Source organism: Streptomyces sp. NPDC048521, assembly GCF_043199855.1.
In the GTDB taxonomy this organism is placed as follows: Bacteria; Actinomycetota; Actinomycetes; order Streptomycetales; family Streptomycetaceae; genus Streptomyces.
Genome location: NZ_JBICWR010000005.1, coordinates 218,543 through 234,954, shown reverse-complemented (window position 1 = coordinate 234,954; position 16,412 = coordinate 218,543). Strand labels below are relative to the sequence as shown.

General features: G+C 72.4%; 16 protein-coding genes and 1 pseudogene. 11 read left to right on the top strand and 6 right to left on the bottom strand.

Features of this window, described 5'->3' with window-relative positions; all coding sequences use genetic code 11:
• Positions 1 to 427: 427 nt before the first annotated feature.
• Positions 428 to 1,396, top strand: a complete 969-nt coding sequence (locus ACGFRF_RS14720) for a nucleoside hydrolase (protein ID WP_393739758.1) — start codon at positions 428 to 430, stop codon at positions 1,394 to 1,396.
• An 11-nt stretch (positions 1,397 to 1,407) separates the two neighbouring features.
• Here ACGFRF_RS14720 and ACGFRF_RS14715 read toward each other — a convergent pair whose 3' ends face one another.
• Positions 1,408 to 2,340 (bottom strand): LAETG motif-containing sortase-dependent surface protein, encoded by a 933-nt coding sequence (locus ACGFRF_RS14715; RefSeq protein WP_393739756.1) that lies wholly within the window; start codon positions 2,338 to 2,340, stop codon positions 1,408 to 1,410.
• Between the two features lie 258 nt (positions 2,341 to 2,598).
• Here ACGFRF_RS14715 and ACGFRF_RS14710 point away from each other — a divergent pair, with 258 nt between their 5' ends.
• Positions 2,599 to 4,245 carry a glycoside hydrolase family 13 protein gene (locus ACGFRF_RS14710; RefSeq protein WP_393739754.1) on the top strand — a complete coding sequence of 549 codons (1,647 nt, stop codon included), beginning with the start codon at positions 2,599 to 2,601 and terminating at the stop codon, positions 4,243 to 4,245.
• A 50-nt stretch (positions 4,246 to 4,295) separates the two neighbouring features.
• Here ACGFRF_RS14710 and ACGFRF_RS14705 read toward each other — a convergent pair whose 3' ends face one another.
• Positions 4,296 to 5,048, bottom strand: a complete 753-nt coding sequence (locus ACGFRF_RS14705) for a DUF4142 domain-containing protein (protein ID WP_393740142.1) — start codon at positions 5,046 to 5,048, stop codon at positions 4,296 to 4,298.
• A 256-nt stretch (positions 5,049 to 5,304) separates the two neighbouring features.
• Between ACGFRF_RS14705 and ACGFRF_RS14700 the strand changes: the two genes are divergently transcribed.
• The 5 genes from ACGFRF_RS14700 (at position 5,305) to ACGFRF_RS14680 (ending at position 9,159) form a co-directional block, all read left to right on the top strand.
• A complete protein-coding gene (locus ACGFRF_RS14700; protein ID WP_393739752.1) occupies positions 5,305 to 5,991 on the top strand; it encodes a DUF6445 family protein in 687 nt (228 codons plus the stop codon).
• Positions 5,992 to 6,054: 63 nt separating this feature from the next.
• Complete coding sequence (locus ACGFRF_RS14695) at positions 6,055 to 6,774, top strand: DUF4328 domain-containing protein (RefSeq protein ID WP_393739750.1); 720 nt, start codon at positions 6,055 to 6,057, stop codon at positions 6,772 to 6,774.
• A 162-nt stretch (positions 6,775 to 6,936) separates the two neighbouring features.
• Positions 6,937 to 7,602 (top strand): SDR family NAD(P)-dependent oxidoreductase, encoded by a 666-nt coding sequence (locus tag ACGFRF_RS14690; RefSeq protein ID WP_393739748.1) that lies wholly within the window; start codon positions 6,937 to 6,939, stop codon positions 7,600 to 7,602.
• Positions 7,603 to 7,686: 84 nt separating this feature from the next.
• Positions 7,687 to 8,643 (top strand): MIP/aquaporin family protein, encoded by a 957-nt coding sequence (locus tag ACGFRF_RS14685; RefSeq protein ID WP_393739746.1) that lies wholly within the window; start codon positions 7,687 to 7,689, stop codon positions 8,641 to 8,643.
• Between the two features lie 363 nt (positions 8,644 to 9,006).
• Positions 9,007 to 9,159, top strand: coding sequence for a hypothetical protein (locus ACGFRF_RS14680; protein WP_393739745.1), 153 nt, complete (start codon positions 9,007 to 9,009; stop codon positions 9,157 to 9,159).
• A 90-nt stretch (positions 9,160 to 9,249) separates the two neighbouring features.
• On the opposite strand, the gene ACGFRF_RS14675 is transcribed toward ACGFRF_RS14680, so the two are convergent.
• Entirely contained in the window at positions 9,250 to 10,158 is a 909-nt protein-coding gene (locus tag ACGFRF_RS14675; protein WP_393739743.1) for a hypothetical protein, read from the bottom strand.
• A gap of 313 nt (positions 10,159 to 10,471) precedes the next feature.
• Here ACGFRF_RS14675 and ACGFRF_RS14670 point away from each other — a divergent pair, with 313 nt between their 5' ends.
• Positions 10,472 to 11,248, top strand: a complete 777-nt coding sequence (locus ACGFRF_RS14670; protein WP_393739741.1) for a VOC family protein — start codon at positions 10,472 to 10,474, stop codon at positions 11,246 to 11,248.
• 100 nt (positions 11,249 to 11,348) lie between these two features.
• Here ACGFRF_RS14670 and ACGFRF_RS14665 read toward each other — a convergent pair whose 3' ends face one another.
• Together ACGFRF_RS14665 and ACGFRF_RS14660 are read right to left on the bottom strand one after the other, a co-directional pair.
• Positions 11,349 to 12,032 carry a DUF6766 family protein gene (locus tag ACGFRF_RS14665; protein ID WP_393739739.1) on the bottom strand — a complete coding sequence of 228 codons (684 nt, stop codon included), beginning with the start codon at positions 12,030 to 12,032 and terminating at the stop codon, positions 11,349 to 11,351.
• 90 nt (positions 12,033 to 12,122) lie between these two features.
• Positions 12,123 to 12,530 (bottom strand): hypothetical protein, encoded by a 408-nt coding sequence (locus tag ACGFRF_RS14660; protein ID WP_393739737.1) that lies wholly within the window; start codon positions 12,528 to 12,530, stop codon positions 12,123 to 12,125.
• Between the two features lie 191 nt (positions 12,531 to 12,721).
• On the opposite strand from ACGFRF_RS14660, the pseudogene ACGFRF_RS14655 reads away from it, so the two are divergent.
• Both ACGFRF_RS14655 and ACGFRF_RS14650 read left to right on the top strand, forming a co-directional pair.
• Positions 12,722 to 13,205 (top strand): annotated as a pseudogene (locus ACGFRF_RS14655) (AraC family transcriptional regulator); the annotation flags it as partial.
• Positions 13,206 to 13,530: 325 nt separating this feature from the next.
• On the top strand, positions 13,531 to 14,784 hold the full coding sequence (locus tag ACGFRF_RS14650; RefSeq protein WP_393739735.1) for a phosphatidylserine/phosphatidylglycerophosphate/cardiolipin synthase family protein: 1,254 nt from the start codon (positions 13,531 to 13,533) through the stop codon (positions 14,782 to 14,784).
• A 58-nt stretch (positions 14,785 to 14,842) separates the two neighbouring features.
• On the opposite strand, the gene ACGFRF_RS14645 is transcribed toward ACGFRF_RS14650, so the two are convergent.
• On the bottom strand, positions 14,843 to 15,838 hold the full coding sequence (locus tag ACGFRF_RS14645; protein ID WP_393739733.1) for a helix-turn-helix domain-containing protein: 996 nt from the start codon (positions 15,836 to 15,838) through the stop codon (positions 14,843 to 14,845).
• A 160-nt stretch (positions 15,839 to 15,998) separates the two neighbouring features.
• Here ACGFRF_RS14645 and ACGFRF_RS14640 point away from each other — a divergent pair, with 160 nt between their 5' ends.
• The gene (locus tag ACGFRF_RS14640; protein ID WP_393739732.1) at positions 15,999 to 16,307 is read left to right on the top strand and encodes a hypothetical protein; all 309 of its coding nucleotides are present in this window, start codon (positions 15,999 to 16,001) and stop codon (positions 16,305 to 16,307) included.
• Positions 16,308 to 16,412: the final 105 nt, after the last annotated feature.

Below are 16,412 nucleotides of genomic sequence, written 5' to 3'. Positions count from 1 at the left end.
CGCCGGTGTCGGACGCCCCGCCCTGTGGATGGTGGACGGCCCGCCCGTGCCGGTGTCGGACGCCCCGCCCTGTGGATGGTGGACGGCCCGCCCGTGCCGGTGTCGGACGCCCGCCCGGCAGTCGCTGGACGCCCCGCCCGTGCCGGTGGGACGCCCCACCCTGTGGATGCTGGACGCCCGCCGCGCGGTCGCTGGACGCCCGCCCTGTGGATGCTGGACGCCCCGCCCGTGCCGGTGTCGGACGCCCCGCCCCGCGGATGCTGGACGTCCGCCCTGCGGATGCTGGACGCCCGCCCTGCCGGATGCCCCGCCCCCTAGGTGCCGGCCCTGTCGATGGGGGACGATCCGCCTGCCCGCGATGGATGCCCCGGCATCGGTCACGCCCCGCCGGCCTGATCTAAGGTCGGAACGACGGAAGGAGTCCGCTGTGACCGGTCAGCCCATCCCCGTGATCATCGACTGCGACACAGGTGTCGACGACGCCCTGGCCCTGCTGCTCGCCGTGCGCCACCCGGGCCTGGACCTCAGGGCGGTGACCTGCGTGGCCGGGAACACGGACGTCGACGGGGTGGTCCGCAACACCCTGACCGTGCTGGAGCAGGCGGGCGCCCCCGACATTCCGGTGGCGCGGGGTGCCGAGCGCCCGCTGATCGAACCGGCCCGCCCCGCCCGTCATGTGCACGGCGTCGACGGCATGGGCGACCTGGGCCTGCCCGCGCCGACCCGGGCCCCGGTCGCCGTGGACGCCGTGACCCTCCTGCGCCGGGAGATCCTCGCCTCCCCGCGCCCGGTGACGCTGATCCCGACCGCGCCCCTGACGAACATCGCCCTGCTGCTGCGCACCCACCCCGAGGTGACCCGGAACATCGAGCGGATCGTGTTCATGGGCGGCGCGGTGGCCACCGGGAACGCCACGCCGGTCGCCGAGTTCAACGTCTGGCACGACCCGGAGGCGGCGGCGATCCTGCTGACGGCCGGGGTGCCGATCACGATGTACGGCCTCGACGTCTTCATGCAGGTCGTCGTCCCCGGTCCCGAGGTGCACCGGCTGCGCACGAGCACCGAGCCCGGCACCCGCCTGGCCGGCGAACTGCTCGCCCACCGGCCGACCGCGCAGGGCGGCGAGCCGGAGGCGGAGGAGGCCGGCGGCCTCGGCGACGCGGGCGCGGTGTGCGCGGTCGCCGACCCGCAGGGCATCGCCACGCGCCTCCTGCCGGTCGAGGTCTCCCTCGCCCCCGGCCCGACCCGGGGCCAGACCGTCGTCGACCGCCGCCCGCGCCCCGGCGAGTCCGAGATCCACGAGGGCCGCCGCGAACAGGCCCTCGTGGACGTGGCGTTGCAGGTCGACGTGGACCGCTACGTCAAGCTCTACCTGGAGACGGTGGAGCGCCCTTAGCGCGCCTCACGTCACGACCGGCCCAGACGCCGACGACGCGCGGCAACCACCAGCGCACCGCCCCCGGCCACCAGCACGGCCGCCCCACCGGCGATCAGCGTCGAGTTCCCGCCGCCACCGGTCTCGGCCAGGTCGCCGTCCCCACCGTTCGCCGAGGGCGCCGGAGCCGCGCTGGACGAGGAGGAGGCGGGCGCCGGGGTCTCGCTGGACGACGTCTCCTCGTCACGCGGCGTAGGCGTGGTGGAGCTCTCCGCCGACCCGGACGGGGTGCCGGACGGCGTGCCGGACGTGCTCGGCGCGGGCGTCTGCGTCTCGGTGTCGGTCGTGCAGTCCTTCGTCCCGCCGTTCCACGCGGCGATCAGCTTGTCCTTGATCACCGGCCGGTCCGGGCCCTTGGGCAGTTCCCCGTGCTGGAACCCGTCGTTCGCGTCGAGCTTGCCGTCGTACTTCACGGCACCCCGGTAGAGGTCGATCTGCGCGAAGCAGCCCGCGTCCGGCACCGCGATGTCGAGGGTGTCGGTCTGCCCCGGCTTGACGTTCACCGTGTCGAAGTCGACGAAGACCTGCTCGCCCGAGGTGGCGAAGGTGGCGCCGTGGGCCTGGTACGAGGCCAGCGAGGCGGTGCACGCGCTCGCGTCCCCGGCCGCGCGGACCGTGATGTGGACCTTGCCGTCCGCCGTCGGCCGCAGGTTCTGGTCGTCGACCTTCACCGAGTCGTAGAAGTCGGTGCCGTTCAGCGAGAACTGGCAGCGGTCGGTGCCGGTCTCGGTACCGGCGCCCGTGCCGGGCGCGTAGTGGCCGCCCGCCTTCCAGCCGTCACCGCCGGGCGCGCCGTCGTGGGCCCAGGCGCCGGATGCGGCGGCGACGGAGGCGGCACACAGGGCGAGCGACGCGGCGCCCGTCCCCAGCAGGCGGCGCGCGGTGACACGTCTGGCTATGGACATGGATATCCCATCGCAGAAGCTCGAAAGAGCAGAGAAAGTCCGAAGGAACACTGGGCTCATCGGTCATTTGGGCCACAGTGTGAGGACATGGTGATCGGCGCCGTTTGTGCCTGTCAACCTGCGGTAAAGCACGGGTGGTTCAAGCCGCCCTCACCACTTCATCACACAGGGACTGATCCCCTCCGCAACGTTCGAATGTTCCCTTTCCGGGCAATGTGGACAGCTTCTCTACTGTCGTCCTTCCCGAAGGGATCCCCTATGGCAGACCTCTCGTCCACGAACCCCGACTGGTGGCGGCAGGCCGTCATCTACCAGGTCTATCCGCGCAGCTTCGCCGACGCCGACGGCGACGGCCTCGGCGACCTCAAGGGCATCGCCCAGCGCCTGAACCACCTCGCCACGCTCGGCGTCGACGCCCTGTGGCTGAGCCCTTTCTACCCCTCCGAGCTGGCCGACGGCGGCTACGACGTCGCCGACCACCGGAACGTCGACCCGCGCCTGGGCACCCTCGACGACTTCGCCGCGCTGGTCGCCGAGGCCCACCGGCTCGGCCTGAAGGTTGTCGTGGACATCGTCCCCAACCACACCTCCCGCCTGCACCCCTGGTTCCAGGAGGCCCTGCGGGCCGCCCCCGGCTCCCCCGCCCGTGACCGCTACGTCTTCCGCCCCGGCCGGGGCCCGCACGGCGAACTCCCGCCCACCGACTGGCAGTCGGTCTTCGGCGGCAGCGCCTGGCGGCGGACGCCCGACGGCGAGTGGTACCTGCACCTCTTCGCCCCCGAACAGCCCGACCTCAACTGGGACAACGAGGAGGTCCGCGCCGACTTCCGCACCACCCTGCGCTTCTGGTCCGATCTGGGCGTCGACGGCTTCCGCGTCGATGTCGCCCACGGCCTGGCCAAGGACCTCACCGAGCCGCTGCGGGACATCGGCGACATCGGCGCCACCGGCGAGGAGGCCCTGCTGCGCGTCCCGCCGGGCAGCCACCCCTACTGGGACCGCGACGAGGTCCACGAGATCTACCGCGACTGGCGCAAGATCTTCGACGCCTACAGTCCGCCGCGCACCGCCGTCGCCGAGGCCTGGGTCCCCGGTGCCCGCCGCGCCCTGTACGCCCGCCCCGACGAACTCGGCCAGGCCTTCAACTTCGAGTACCTGGAGGCCGGCTGGGACGCCGGGGAACTCCGCCAGGTCATCACCGACTCGCTGACCACGGCCCACGCCGCCGGAGCCTCCGCGACCTGGGTGCTCTCCAACCACGACGTCGTACGCCACGCCTCCCGCCTGATGCTCCCGCCCGGCACCGACCCCGGCGCCTGGCTGCTGTCGGGCGGCAACGCGCCCGCGATCGACACGGCGGCCGGTCTGCGCCGGGCCCGGGCCGCGACCCTGCTGATGCTGGCGCTGCCCGGTTCGTCGTACCTCTACCAGGGCGAGGAACTGGGGCTGCCCGAGGTCGCCGACCTGCCCACCGAGGTCCTCCAGGACCCCATCTGGGAGCAGACCGGGCACGTCCGCAAGGGCCGTGACGGCTGCCGGGTGCCGATCCCATGGGCGCCCACCGGATCCTCGTACGGCTTCGGGCCCGGCGGCGCCTGGCTGCCGCAGCCGCCGTCGTTCGCGTCGTACGCCGTCGAGGTGCAGACCGGCACCGAGGGCTCCACCCTGGAGCTGTACCGCGCCGCCCTGCGCCTGCGCCGCAAGCTGCTGGAGGGCGAGACGCTGACCTGGACCCCGGACGCACCCGCCGGGGTGCTGGACTTCACCCGCAGCGAGACCTGGCGCTGTGTCACCAACCTGACCGGTGAGCCGGTGCCGCTCCCGCCGGGCGAGGTCCTGCTGAGCAGCACACCGCTGCCCGACGCGCGGATGCTGCCCCCGGACACCACGGTCTGGCTCGCCTAGGGCCCAGGTGTATTGACCCGCAGGGTCGTTCACACGGCGGGTCGATACACCTAGCGCACGGTCGGGCTGGGGTTGGGCCCTGGGGTGGTGCCACCGCCCGTGCCGCCGCCGCCCGCGCCGTTCAGGTCCAGCGGGGTGGAGGTGGCGGTCGGCGGCGGGGTGAGCACCACCTCCGGCTGGCCGGCGGCCGGGGGTGGCGGGGTCAGGTCGGACGAGGGCAGCTTCGGCGGGGTGGTCTGATTGAAGATGGTCTGGTCGAAGTCGACCAGGCCGGTCTTCTCCATCACCGTGATGTGGTCCAGGACCGTGTCGTTGGCCTGGTCGGCGAGGGCGCGCACCAGCGAGTTCTTCGTCGTCGACCGGATCTTCGCGATGGTGTTGAAGATCGAGCCGTGCGTCATCCGCAGGATGTTCGCGAAGTCGGTGTCGAACTGCTTGCCGCCCTCGCCCTGGAGCTGGTTGACGAAGCCCTGCTGCTGCGGACTCGCCACGTTGGGGAGCGTGATGTTCAGCATGGGGGCGATCTTGCGGCAGGAGGCGTCCAGCGCGGCGTGCCCGTCGATCAGGTGCTCGCTGGCCGTCTTGACCCCCTTGCTGGTGCCCTTCTGCAGCCCGATCTGACCGAGCGGGTACTCCCACAGGCCGGCCGCCCGCACCTTGACGACGAAGTCCCGGTCGCCCTCGGTGAGTGGTCCCCACTGCGTCTGGGCGATGATCCGTGTCTGCGAGCTGGAGACGGTGCTCAGTCCGAGCATGCCCGGGTAGGCGAGGGCCACAAGGGTCAGGGCCATCGCCCCGCCCACGAAGAGAGTTCCCGTCGCGTTCCGCGAAAAGCGCACCGTGCCTCCTGCCCGGTCAGGGATCCGCCCACGGCGCGGGCGGATCGGACGCACAGCAGTACGGACGGGAAGGCGATTCGTCTCGGCCGCTCAGGTAAAAACTGCCGAACTCCGAGGCCGGAGCCCCGCTTGCCATTACTTGATGCTCGTGACAAACGGTTGAGGAAAGGTTGACCCTTCTCCGGGAGAAGCCGGACCGGCGCCGCCCTAGATTCGCCGCATGCCCCCACAGCCGGCCACCGGATCGCCCACCGCTCTTCCCGTCCTGCCCTACCGCAAGCCCACCAAGGGCCGCGACTACTGGGTACTGGACGACGTCCTGCCCGACGTCGACGCGGTACGGGAGCGGTGCCTGGCCAAGGACGACTGGGTCGAGGGCTACCCGTACACCTCCCAGACCTGGCCGGGCCTGCGGGCCATGCCCGGCCTGGAGCCGGCTGAACTCGCGCGCGTCGAACGGCTGGTGAAGAAGGCGACCGGCGCCGAGAAGCTGTGGGTGCGGCGGGCGCCCGGCGGCGGCACCCTCAACCACAACTGCGTCCAGGTGGTCGGCGAGGGCGAGAGCGAGCCCCGCCCGCACACCGACTCCCGTGCACTGTGCCGGTACGCGGCCGTGCTGTACCTCAACCCGCACGTGCCGAAGGACTGTGGCACCAGCTTCCACCGCCAGTCCCTGCCCGGTGGCCGCCTCGGCGGCAACGTCGTCCGGGCCCCGCACAACAACCTCGTCGAGGCCCTCGGCACCCGCTTCGTGGCCCCCGACGCCTTCGAGGAGGACGTCCGCGTCCCCCACGCGTACAACCGCCTCCTCCTCTACCACGCCAACCTCGTCCACAGCGCGACCGCGTACTCCGGCAGGACGCTGGAGGAGAAGCGCATGACAGCGGTCTTCTTCTGGATGGCCTGACCCGGCCCGCAGGCCCGTACGGGATGCTGGCGGGTCGGGGCATGGGTGCGTAAGGATGGCTCGGTGACCGAAGAGACGGACCAGGCCGCCGCCCGCACCCTCGGGCTTCGGCCTGTCGCTTTGTCCGGGCGGTTGGCTGTCGGGGGGTTGTTGCTGGCCGGAGTCGCCTGGGTGGTGCGCGGTGTGTGGGAGGTCCGGCTGGCGGCGGCCGGGGAGCCGGCCTCGGGGCCGCCGGACCAGGGCAACGGCGTGCATCGGCCGCTCGACGCGCTGGAGAATTCGTACCACTTCGTTACCACCCTCGGGGGTGGCGCCGCCTTCCTCTGCGCGCTGCTCTTCGTGTCGTGGCTGTGGCGGCTGCGGGACAACGCGCGGGCCCTGTCGGGGCAGAGGCCCAGGTACGGCGGGATCTGGGTGTACCTCGGCTGGATCGTGCCCGTCGTGAATCTGTGGGTCCCCCGGGGCCTCGTCGTCGACGCCTTCCAGGCCAGTGCGCCGGGGCGCAGGACACCCGTCTCCCTCGACGTGTGGTGGGGGCTGTGGCTGGTCGGCATGCTCAGCGGGGTCGGGCTCTTCTACAAGGACTCCACCGACGAGATCATCGCCCGCGCCTACAGCGAGGTGTGGCCGCTGCTCGCGAGTGACGCGGCCGTGGTCGGGGCCGCCGTCGCGGGCGTGTTCGCCGTGCGGGCCGTCACCCGGGCGCAGACGGAGCGGATGGGGGCCGCCGGAGCGGCGGCCGGCGCGGCCGGCGAGCCTGCGGGGGTCCGCCCGCTGCCCTAGCCGCTGCGGCACCGTTCCGGCCGGCGCCTGCCCGGTCGGTGCCGTGGCCGCCGAGGCATCGTTCGAGCGGGCGGGGACCGGTCGCCGGCGTGGCCGCCACGGCACGGGCGGGATCACGGCGGCGCGTGTGGGGACCCGCCGGGCGCGGTACGGATGCTGGGCATGAGCAGTATCGCGATCGTGGGGGCCGGGCCGGGGCTGGGGACCGCCGTTGCGCGCCGGTTCGGCCGTGAGGGGTACGACGTCGCCCTGGTCGCCCGGGACCGGGAGCGGCTGGACGTGATCGTCGACGGGCTCGCGGATGAGGGGATCACCGCTCGCGGGTTCACCGCCGATGTGCGCAGGCCGGAGGAGCTGGCCGCGGCCCTGGACGCCGCCGCGAGCGCGCTGGGGACCGTCGAGGTGCTCCAGTACAGCCCCGTCCCGCACCGGGACTTCATGCGGCCCGTGCTGGACACCGGGCACCGGGACCTCATCGGCCCGATCGAGTTCTCCGTGTACGGGCCCGTCGCCGCGGTGCGGCAGGTGTTGCCGGGGATGCGCCGGCTCGGGCGCGGGACCATCCTGTTCGTCAACGGCGGGACCGCCGCCGTGCCCCATCCCGAGCGGGCCGGGACCTCGATCGCCTTCGCCGCGGAGAGCGCGTACGGGCATCTGCTGCACGGCCGGCTGGCGGCGGAGGGCATCCATGTGGCGCAGCTCGTGATCCCGGGGGCGATCGTGGCCGGGCACGCGCGGAAGGACCCGGCCGTGCTCGCGGAGACCCTGTGGGGCATGCACCAGGAGCGGCACGGGTTCCGGCACTACGCCGACGACCTCGACAGCTGACGGAGTCCTGTCACCCTGCGTGGAGTGACTTTGTGGGCCAATATGGTGATGTTGGCCGTATTGCTCTCTTCAGAGGGGGCCTCAATGGCTGTCGAAATACCTCCGCTCGTCAAGCCGTCCCGGCTCAGGAGCCGGGGAGGCCTGCTGGGCGAGTGCCTGGCGGAGTTCCTCGGGACCTTCGTCCTCATCTCCTTCGGCTGCGGTGCCGTCGCGATGGCGGTCGCCGCGCTGCCCGGCTCGGGCCGGGCCGCCACCCCCACCACGATCTTCCTCGCTGCCGGTGACTGGCTGCTGATCACCTGGGGCTGGGGCCTGGCCGTCGTCTTCGGCGTCTACGTCGCCGGCGGCGTCAGCGGCGCCCACCTCAACCCGGCGGTGACCCTGGCGATGGCCGTGCGCCGCGGCTTCTCCTGGGCCAAGGTCCTGCCGTACTGGTGCGCCCAGGTCATCGGCGCCCTCACCGGGGCGGCCCTGGTCTACCTCGTCTACCACCAGGCGATCAACGCCTTCGACCAGACCGTGACGGGTCCGAAGGTGAACGGGCACACGAACGCCACGTTCTCCATCTTCGCGACCTTCCCGGCCCCCTATTTCCACGGCGGCATCTGGGGTCCGCTGATCGACCAGATCGCCGGTACGGCCTTCCTGCTCATGCTGATCGCCGCCGTCATCGATGTGCGCAACCAGGCCGTGAAGGCGAACCTCGGACCGCTGATCGTGGGCTTCGCGGTCGCCGCCATCGGCATGTCCTACGGCGCCAACGCGGGCTACGCCATCAACCCGGCCCGCGACTTCGGGCCACGGCTGTTCACCTATGCGGCGGGCTGGGACAGCCTGGCGTTCCCGGGGAACGTGGCCGGTTCGTACAGCGCCTACTGGTGGATCCCGATCGTCGGCCCGCTGATCGGCGGGCTCATCGGCATCCTGGTCTACGACCTGTTCATCGGCGACATCCTGCACGCGCGCGCCCAGCTGGGCGAGCTGCCCGAGCCGGGCCGGAGCCGGCCGGTGAAGACGGTCGACGAGGACGACGAGTACTGACCCCTTCGGCGGCCTCGGCTCCGGCGGCTTCCCCCGCGGGGGGGGGGGGGGGGGGGGGGGGGGGGGGGGGGGGGGGGGGGGGGGGGGGGGGGGGGGGGGGGGGGGGGGGCCGCCCCCGCCCGCCCCCCCCCCCCCCCCCCCCCCCCCCCCCCCCCCCCCCCCCCCCCGGTGACGTCCTCTTGACGCCTGTCCGGCATGCAGCCCCCGGTGAACACTGCCGGAAACCGGCAATGCGCGGGTGTGTGCCCTTGGCGCACCATCCTCTGCGGGGAGCACTACGGAGGGTTCCGGTGCCGGGCAGCGGCAGTCGCCTCGCGCCGGAACCCCCGCAAGGTGACGGTCCGAGAGAGAGGAACGCCGACGATGATGTACTTCCTCGCACCCCTGTCGCTGGCGCTCGTGGTCGTCGCCCTGATGACGGCGGTACTGGTCCACCGGGACCGGCGGCTGGCGCACGCCTACCTCGGCCCGGCCTGCACGCCCCGCGTCCCGTCGACACCCGGACCGCACGACTGACACGGTCGAGCGAACCGGCGACCCGACCCCTGCGAAACCCGGCGGAGGCCGCCGTGTCGTGCCGCCGCCGTACAGCGGGAACGCGTCAGGTCAGCCGAGGCACACCAGGACCAGGCAGAGCTGTGCCGGCGAGGACGACTCCGGCGCCGGGGCGGTGCCGGACGTGCCGGATCCAGTGCCGCCGTTCGTGCCGCCGTTCGTGCCCTCGTTCGTGCCGGAGTTCGTGCCGCCGTCGCCGGTGGCAGGCGCTGGTGCCGGCGCCGTGCCGGTGTGGTCGGGGGCCGTGTCGGCGGCGGGCGGTACGGTGGTCCGCGGCTGCGAGGCGCCCGCTGAGACCTGACGGGACTGCACGGCGGTGGTGTCCGGCCGGGTGACCGGTGCCGTACGGGGGGTGTCCGGCAGGGACCGCTGCCGCGGCACATGGGTGGCCGGTGACTGCGCCGTGGGGGCGGTGGTGTGCGCCGGCCGGTGCGGGGTGGACGGCGTCGGTACCGCTCCGGTGGGCTCGGCCGGCTGCTCCTCGGCCACGTCCATGCTCCTGTGGTCCGGCGCGGTGGCCGCCTGCGCCCGGTCGGCGGAGTTCCGGTCCATCGTGGCGATGGTCAGGCCGCCTCCGACGATCGCGAAGGCGGTGGCCACCGCCGCCCGGCGCCGGCTCTTCTTCCAGCGGGCCAGCTGACGGCGCCGCGCCGCCCGCCCCCGCGGCGCGGGAGGCACACCCTCGGCCTCGTCGGCCGGGCCGGCGGACGAGGCCCCGGCCCCGCCTCCGGGCTCCGCCGCGTCACCCGTCGATCCGTCGTGCCAGATGCCGACGAGGGCGTCCGGTGTCCTGACCGTCGTCGCGGCGGGCATGCCGCCCGTCCCCGCCGAGCCCGCGGCGCGGAGCGAGCCGCCGGGGCCGCCGGTGCCGGGCGGGGCGATGTCCGGGGCGTACGCGCCGCATCCGGGACACACCAGGGCGCCGTTGAGGTGCCGACGGCACGAGGAGCAGTAGTCCATGCGCGGTCTTCCTGACTTGACTGCGCCGTCGGCCCGCCTGGGCCACGGCCTGGTCACGCTCGCACAGGGGATCGAGCGATCAGTCACGCTAACGAGCCTTTCGAAAGGCTGTGTGCAGCCCGTGTGGCACTCCTGCACAGATTCCCGGACGCCGCGGATTCCCGGGCGCCATGGGTGACCGGTCGCTCACGCCGGGCCGATCCTCCCCAGCCGGGTGAACGCGCCGGGGCGTCCGGACCGATGCACCCTGCCCCGCCGCCGCCGGTCGGCATAGTGGCGGGCGGTTCCGCACCGGACCGGCAGGAGGAAACGCATGCTCGGCACAGAATTCCGCACCGGATCACCCCTCTGGATCGACCTCGGCAGCCCCGACACGGACGCCGCTGTCGCCTTCTACGGCGCCGTCTTCGGGTGGCGGTTCTCGTCCGGCGGCCCCGAGGCGGGCGGCTACGGCTACTTCCAGAAGGAGGGCAGGACGGTGGCCGGCCTCGGGCAGCTGACCGAGGAGGGCGCCGTGTCCGCCTGGATGACCTACTTCCGGACCGACGACGTCCAGGCCACCGCTCGTGACGTGGTGTCCGCCGGAGGCACGGTGCGCGCCGAACCCATGACCATGGGCGAGGTCTCCATGGCCCAGTTCACCGACCCCCAGGGCGCGCAGTTCGCCGTGCTGCAGTCCGAGCGGGGCCTGGAGGCCGCGTCCGAGGACAACACGCTGGTCTGGGTGGAACTGCACGTCGGCGACCCGGAGGCGGCGATCGGTTTCTACCGTCGGCTGTTCGGCTGGCGCACCGAGGAGATGCGGGCGCCGGGCATGGCGTACCAGGTGCTCAGCATCGAGGACGGCGACCAGCGGGAGGGCTCCTTCGGCGGGGTGGCGGCGCTGCAGGCCGGTCAGGAGGACGCGCGCTGGGTGCCGTACTTCGCGGTGGCCGACGCGGACGCCGTCGTCGCCGCCGTACAGGACAGCGGCGGGACGGTGCTGATGCCGGCCGCGAACGTGCCCGACGTCGGCCGCATCGCCTGGCTGGCCGACCCGGCGCAGGCGGTGTTCGCCGTACTCAAGCCGGACCCGCGGCAGGCGGCCTGAGAGCGACCGGACGGACCGCCTCGCCCCCTGGCCGCCAGCCGGGCGGGCGCTGGGCCGATCGGCCGTCAGGGGGCCGGGCGGACCGTCTGGTCCCCGGCCGTCAGCCCTCGACTCCGGTCGAGGTGTGCGCGGCGCCGACGGGCTTGGACTCGGGGGACCCGCGTTGGCGCAGGTACACCGAGAGGATGGCCATCGAGGCGACGGCCAGGAGTTCGGACTGCCAGTTCTGCAGGGTGCGGTTCCAGAAGTCGGCGGAGCCCAGGTACCGCACCCAGGAGATGGGTGCCTGGAGCTGACGCAGATGTTCCTCGTTGTAGGCGGCGGCACCGGTGATGGACTGGGCCAGCCACGACCACGCGAAGATGACGGCCATGACGAGCCCCAGCGAGCGCGAGTACAGCCTCTGCCGCCATCCCCTGTCGGCCGCCCAGCGCGGTGAGGACGGCTCGGCGTGGTCGCCGACCTTCTGGTCCCGGTCGCTCTCCACACCGGCCTTGTGCAGTTCCTTGGACTCGGGCGACCCGCGCTGCAGCAGCCAGACCGTACCGAAGATGTAGAGGAAGAACTGCAGGTACTCCGACTGCCAGTTCTCGGTGACGTCCACGGCGAAGTCGGAGGTCGCGAGGTACGGGAGGAAGCCGATCGGGTGCAGTCCGTCGGTGACGAGCCGGTTGTTGAAGTCGGCGTGTCCGGACACCGCCTGCCCGGCGAGGGTGAGCAGGAAGCCGGTGCCGAAGGCGAGGGTCAGGCCGTTGTGCCGCACGAACCGGGTGAGGCGGCTCATCGGTGCATCAGCCCCAGCGCGGTGAAGTAGCCGAGACCGGCACCGACCGTCAGCAGGAGCAGCGTGAACAGGGTGCGCATCGGCGCGCGCTCACCCCCCTTTGACCTTGCACTGGTACGGCTGCCGGGGACGCGGCACACAACCCGCCGCGGTGATCTTCCATCCGCCCGGGAAGACGGACAGGAACAGCGTGTCGGTGTCGAGGACCACCTGCGCCTGCCGCCCGTAGACCTGCACCCGCCGCACCGTGCCCCCGTAGGACAGGTGCTCGTCGAGGAACGCCTCGGCGCAGGGGGGTTCGGCGGACTCCGTGAGTTCCTGCCGGGTCTCGGGCGCGAGCGCCGCGCAGGCGCGTGCCCCGTCGGCCCGCCGGACGTCCTCCTCGAAACGCACGGCCGCCCGCGACGCGGCCGCCTCACGTTCGCCGAGCGTGCCGCAACCGGTCAGGCAGACGGCACAGGCGAACGCCAGCAGGCCCGTACACCTCCAGCGCGACAAGGAAACCTCCGCTCCAGCGTCTTGTACGTCCAGGTTGTCGGACCATGCTGATGCGGCGGCGACACCGACGACGGCAGCCGCGCCGTCTCTGGGCGGGACAGGCAGCGTTCGGCCTACAGCGGCTACCGGCAGGCCACCAGTCGCTGATCGGCCCTCGACGCGGAACCGGTGTGGCCGGGAGACTGGCGCCGCCGGTGGTCACGTCGATGAACGGCGTCGACGTGACCGGGCAGCGTCCGATGGGCTTCGTGACCGAGGCCGACGTCGTGCTGATCGGCAGCCGGGTGAAGACGCGGGACGTGGTCGCCGACGACCGGCTGCTGTCCCTGCTGCCGCTCGACCCTTCGCGGCAGCTGATCGGTGCGCAGCGCTCCGGCGCGCTGGTGCTGGCGCGCCTCGGGCTGCTGCACGGCATGCCGGCCTGCACGGAGCCGGCCCTTCGTCGAAGCCTGCGATGTCACCGTGCTGGACGCGCCGTTCCACGCCGAGGGGAACATCGCCACGGCGGGCGGCTGCCTGGCGTCCCAGTATCTCGCCACGTGGGTGATCACCCGGGTGCTCGGGAAGGACGCCGCGCGCGACGTCCTCGACTACGTGGCCCCGGTCGGCGAGAACCAGGAGACCGCCGGCCGCGCCCTGCGAGCCGTCCGTGCGGGCGAGGCCGCACTGCGCTGACCGCGCCCTCTTTGGGGCGCGCTCGCGGCCCGGTCCGCGCCGCGGGCGCTGACGAAGACGCGCGCGAGGCGCTTCTCGGGCGGGCGTCGCGGAGGTGGTCCTGGACGTCGAGATGCGCCGTCCGGATGAATCCGACACCCGGTCAGAGGATTCCCGGTGGCGCCGAGGAACGCTCACTTCCGTGACCTCTCTGCCCACCCGCGCCGTGTCCCGCGCCGACCGGCTGCCGGGTTCATCGGAAAGCCGCCCGTTTCATCGTCCTTCGGGCAAGCGGAGATCGACCGGTGCGGCCGCGTGCCCGCGTCCGGCCCGTCCCGCCCGTACGGTGCCGGCCATCGCCGTCACCCTCCTGTCCCTGGTGGCCGCCCTTCTCCTCGGCGGTGCCACACCGGCCGCGGCACTGACCGAACCGGTCGTCAACGGACCTGTGTTCAACGACCCGCTGGGTACGGCGGCACAGCAGAAGGCGATCTTCACCCAGCTCGTCCGCCTGATCGACGCGACGCCCGCCGGCGCACAGATCCGCGGCTCGATGTACGAGTTCAACGACCAGGAGGTCGCCGACGCGCTGCTGGCCGCACACCGGCGTGGCGTCGGCGTCAAGCTTGTCGTCGACGACTCGACCTACGTGGGCGCAGGCGGCGCCCAGTTCACCAACGTGCCCTACCGGACCCTCAGGACAGGACTCGGGACCGATGACTCCGCCCGCTCCTGGATCGTCGTCTGCGACGACAGGTTCGAGGACCCCGACGGTGTGGACGACGTCCAGCGCGGCTGCCTGAGCGTCTCGCCACCCCAACCGGCCTACGCCCACAACAAGTTCTTCATCTTCTCCAGGGTCGGGCCGTTCGACGACGGCACCAGCTACTCGAAGGTCGTCTTCCAGACCTCCTCGAACCTCTCCCCCTGGTACAAGGTCGAGTCCTTCAACGACGCCGTCACCTTCACGAACAGCGCCGTCTACGACGGGTACGCCTCGTACCACGAGCAGCTCCGCCACGGACGCACCCTCGCCCGCGGGAACGCCAGGGCGTACTTCTCCACCCCGACCGGCTCGGTCTACCGGGGCTACTTCTTCCCACGCGGCGACACCTCGTACCACAACCCGGCCACCGACACCGTCGTCAACGCGCTGAACGAGATCAGGTGCTCCTTCACCGGCAGGGACGGTTCGCGGCACCAGACCGACATCCGCATCGTCACGCACAGCTTCTTCGGCTCGCGCGTCCAGGTCGCCGACAAGCTGGCACAACTGCGCGGCCGGGGCTGCTGGATCGACATCATCTACGCGGAGAGCGACAGCACGATCACCTCCAGACTGAAGGCCGCCGGCATCCAGCACCGCAGGTGCCGCATTCCCAACGGACCGGGAATCGACGTCCGCCCGCACAACAAGCAGATGCTGATCGACGGCGACTACAACGGCGACACCACACCGCGTGTCTACACCGGCAGCGCCAATCTGACCGGGTCGTCGCTGCGGTCGTCCGACGAGGCGATCGTGAGGATCACCAGCGCCTCCTACCACGCGAAGTACCTGAGTGCCTTCTACCGGATCCGCTCCGCCTGCGGCGGTTGACGATCCACGACGCCGATGACCGTCGGCGCACGACACACCACCGGCAGCGCGGAGGCGGTCAGCGGCGGGTGGGGAGCCAGCCCTGCTGAACGGCGCGGGCGCCGGCCTCGAAGCGGCTGCGTGCGCCGAGACGGTCCATCAGTTCGGAGGCGATCCGCCGGGCCGTGCGCGGTGAGACCCCGAGCCGCTTGGCGATCGCCTCGTCGGTGTGCCCCTCGGCGAGCAGGCGGAGCGCGGTCGCCTGCTGGCCGGTGAGCCCGTTCGTATCGAGCGGTACGACCTCGCCGAGGGGCCGGGCGGTCTCCCAGGTGGTCTCGAACAGCGCGCACAGCGCGGTGAGCGTGCCCTGTCCGGTCAGGAGGACCGCGCCCGCGGCGGTGTCGTCACTGCTGACCGAGATCATGGCCATCCGCCGGTCCATGAGGATCATCCGGGTCGGCAGTGCCGGTACCGTGCGGACCTGGCCGCCCAGGCGGGCCAGCCAGTCGGCGTGCTCGACGGTGGGCCGGTTCGTGCGCACGCTGTCGAGATAGACCGTGCGCATCCGCACCCCGCGGCCCAGCAGGTCCTGGTTGAGCGGACGTGACGCGGCCATGTTCTCCGCGGTCTGCGGTCCGCCCGGGGCGAAGGCCAGGAACTCCTCCGTCACCTCACGGGTGAGGACGGCCAGCCGGTCGCGTATCTGGTCGAGGCCGACGAGCTGTTCCACCCCGGGATGGCTGGTGGCCGGCCGCAGTTCGGCGTACTCGGAGATGAGCTGGGCCGCGGCGGCCCTGGAGGACTCCAGACGCTGCTGCTGGGCCGCCAGCTGGGCCTGCTGCCGGGCCATCAGGATCTCCATGCCGATGTCGGGGGAGACCGCGCGGAGCCGGCCCGAGTTCCCGGCGGCGGGGCGCACCAAGGCCAGCTCGCTCAGTGTGTCCAGGGCGTCGCGCACCGCGCTCTCGGCCATCCCCACGGCGCCGGCAAGGTCCGCCACCCCGGCCGCCGGGTGTCTCAGCATGGCGCGGTACACGGTCTCGGCGACGGAATCGAGCCCAAGTGCGCTCAGCATGTGAACCCCCCAGTTCTCCCGCACGGAACATCCACCAGTCGGCGCCGATCTTCGCAGAACGGTGATGGATGGTCACCGCGAAGGACGGAACAGGCCGAGGCCGCAACCGTCCAGTGCGGAAACCATCCTGCTGCCGGTTCGCGTTGCGACTCTGGAGTGCATGTACCTCGTCCACGCGCATCTCGAACTACCGCCCGGCGAAGAACTGCCGCAGTCCGTCAGGGCGTTGGTGCGCTCGGCCATCACCCCCGACGACCGCGTCGAGCACGTCTCCGTGCACCCCCGCTCCTCGTCCCGGCTCACGCTCGGCTTCTACCTGCTGGCCGGCGCGCTCGAGGAGGCGGAGGAGCGGGCCGCGCGGGTCTGCCACCGGTTGCTGCGCGAGGTGCCGCAGCTGGGGCGGGCGCGGCTGACCGGCGCCGAAGTACCGCTGGTGCCGCTGGCCTTCGTGCCGCAGCCGGTGGACTGAGGCGGCCGGCCTGGACGCATCCGTCCAAGGCCCTTTCCGTCCACCCGGAAATCCTTCTCGCGGGCCTGCGCCGCGACGAGTCTGGGGAGCACCGGCCGGAACGAG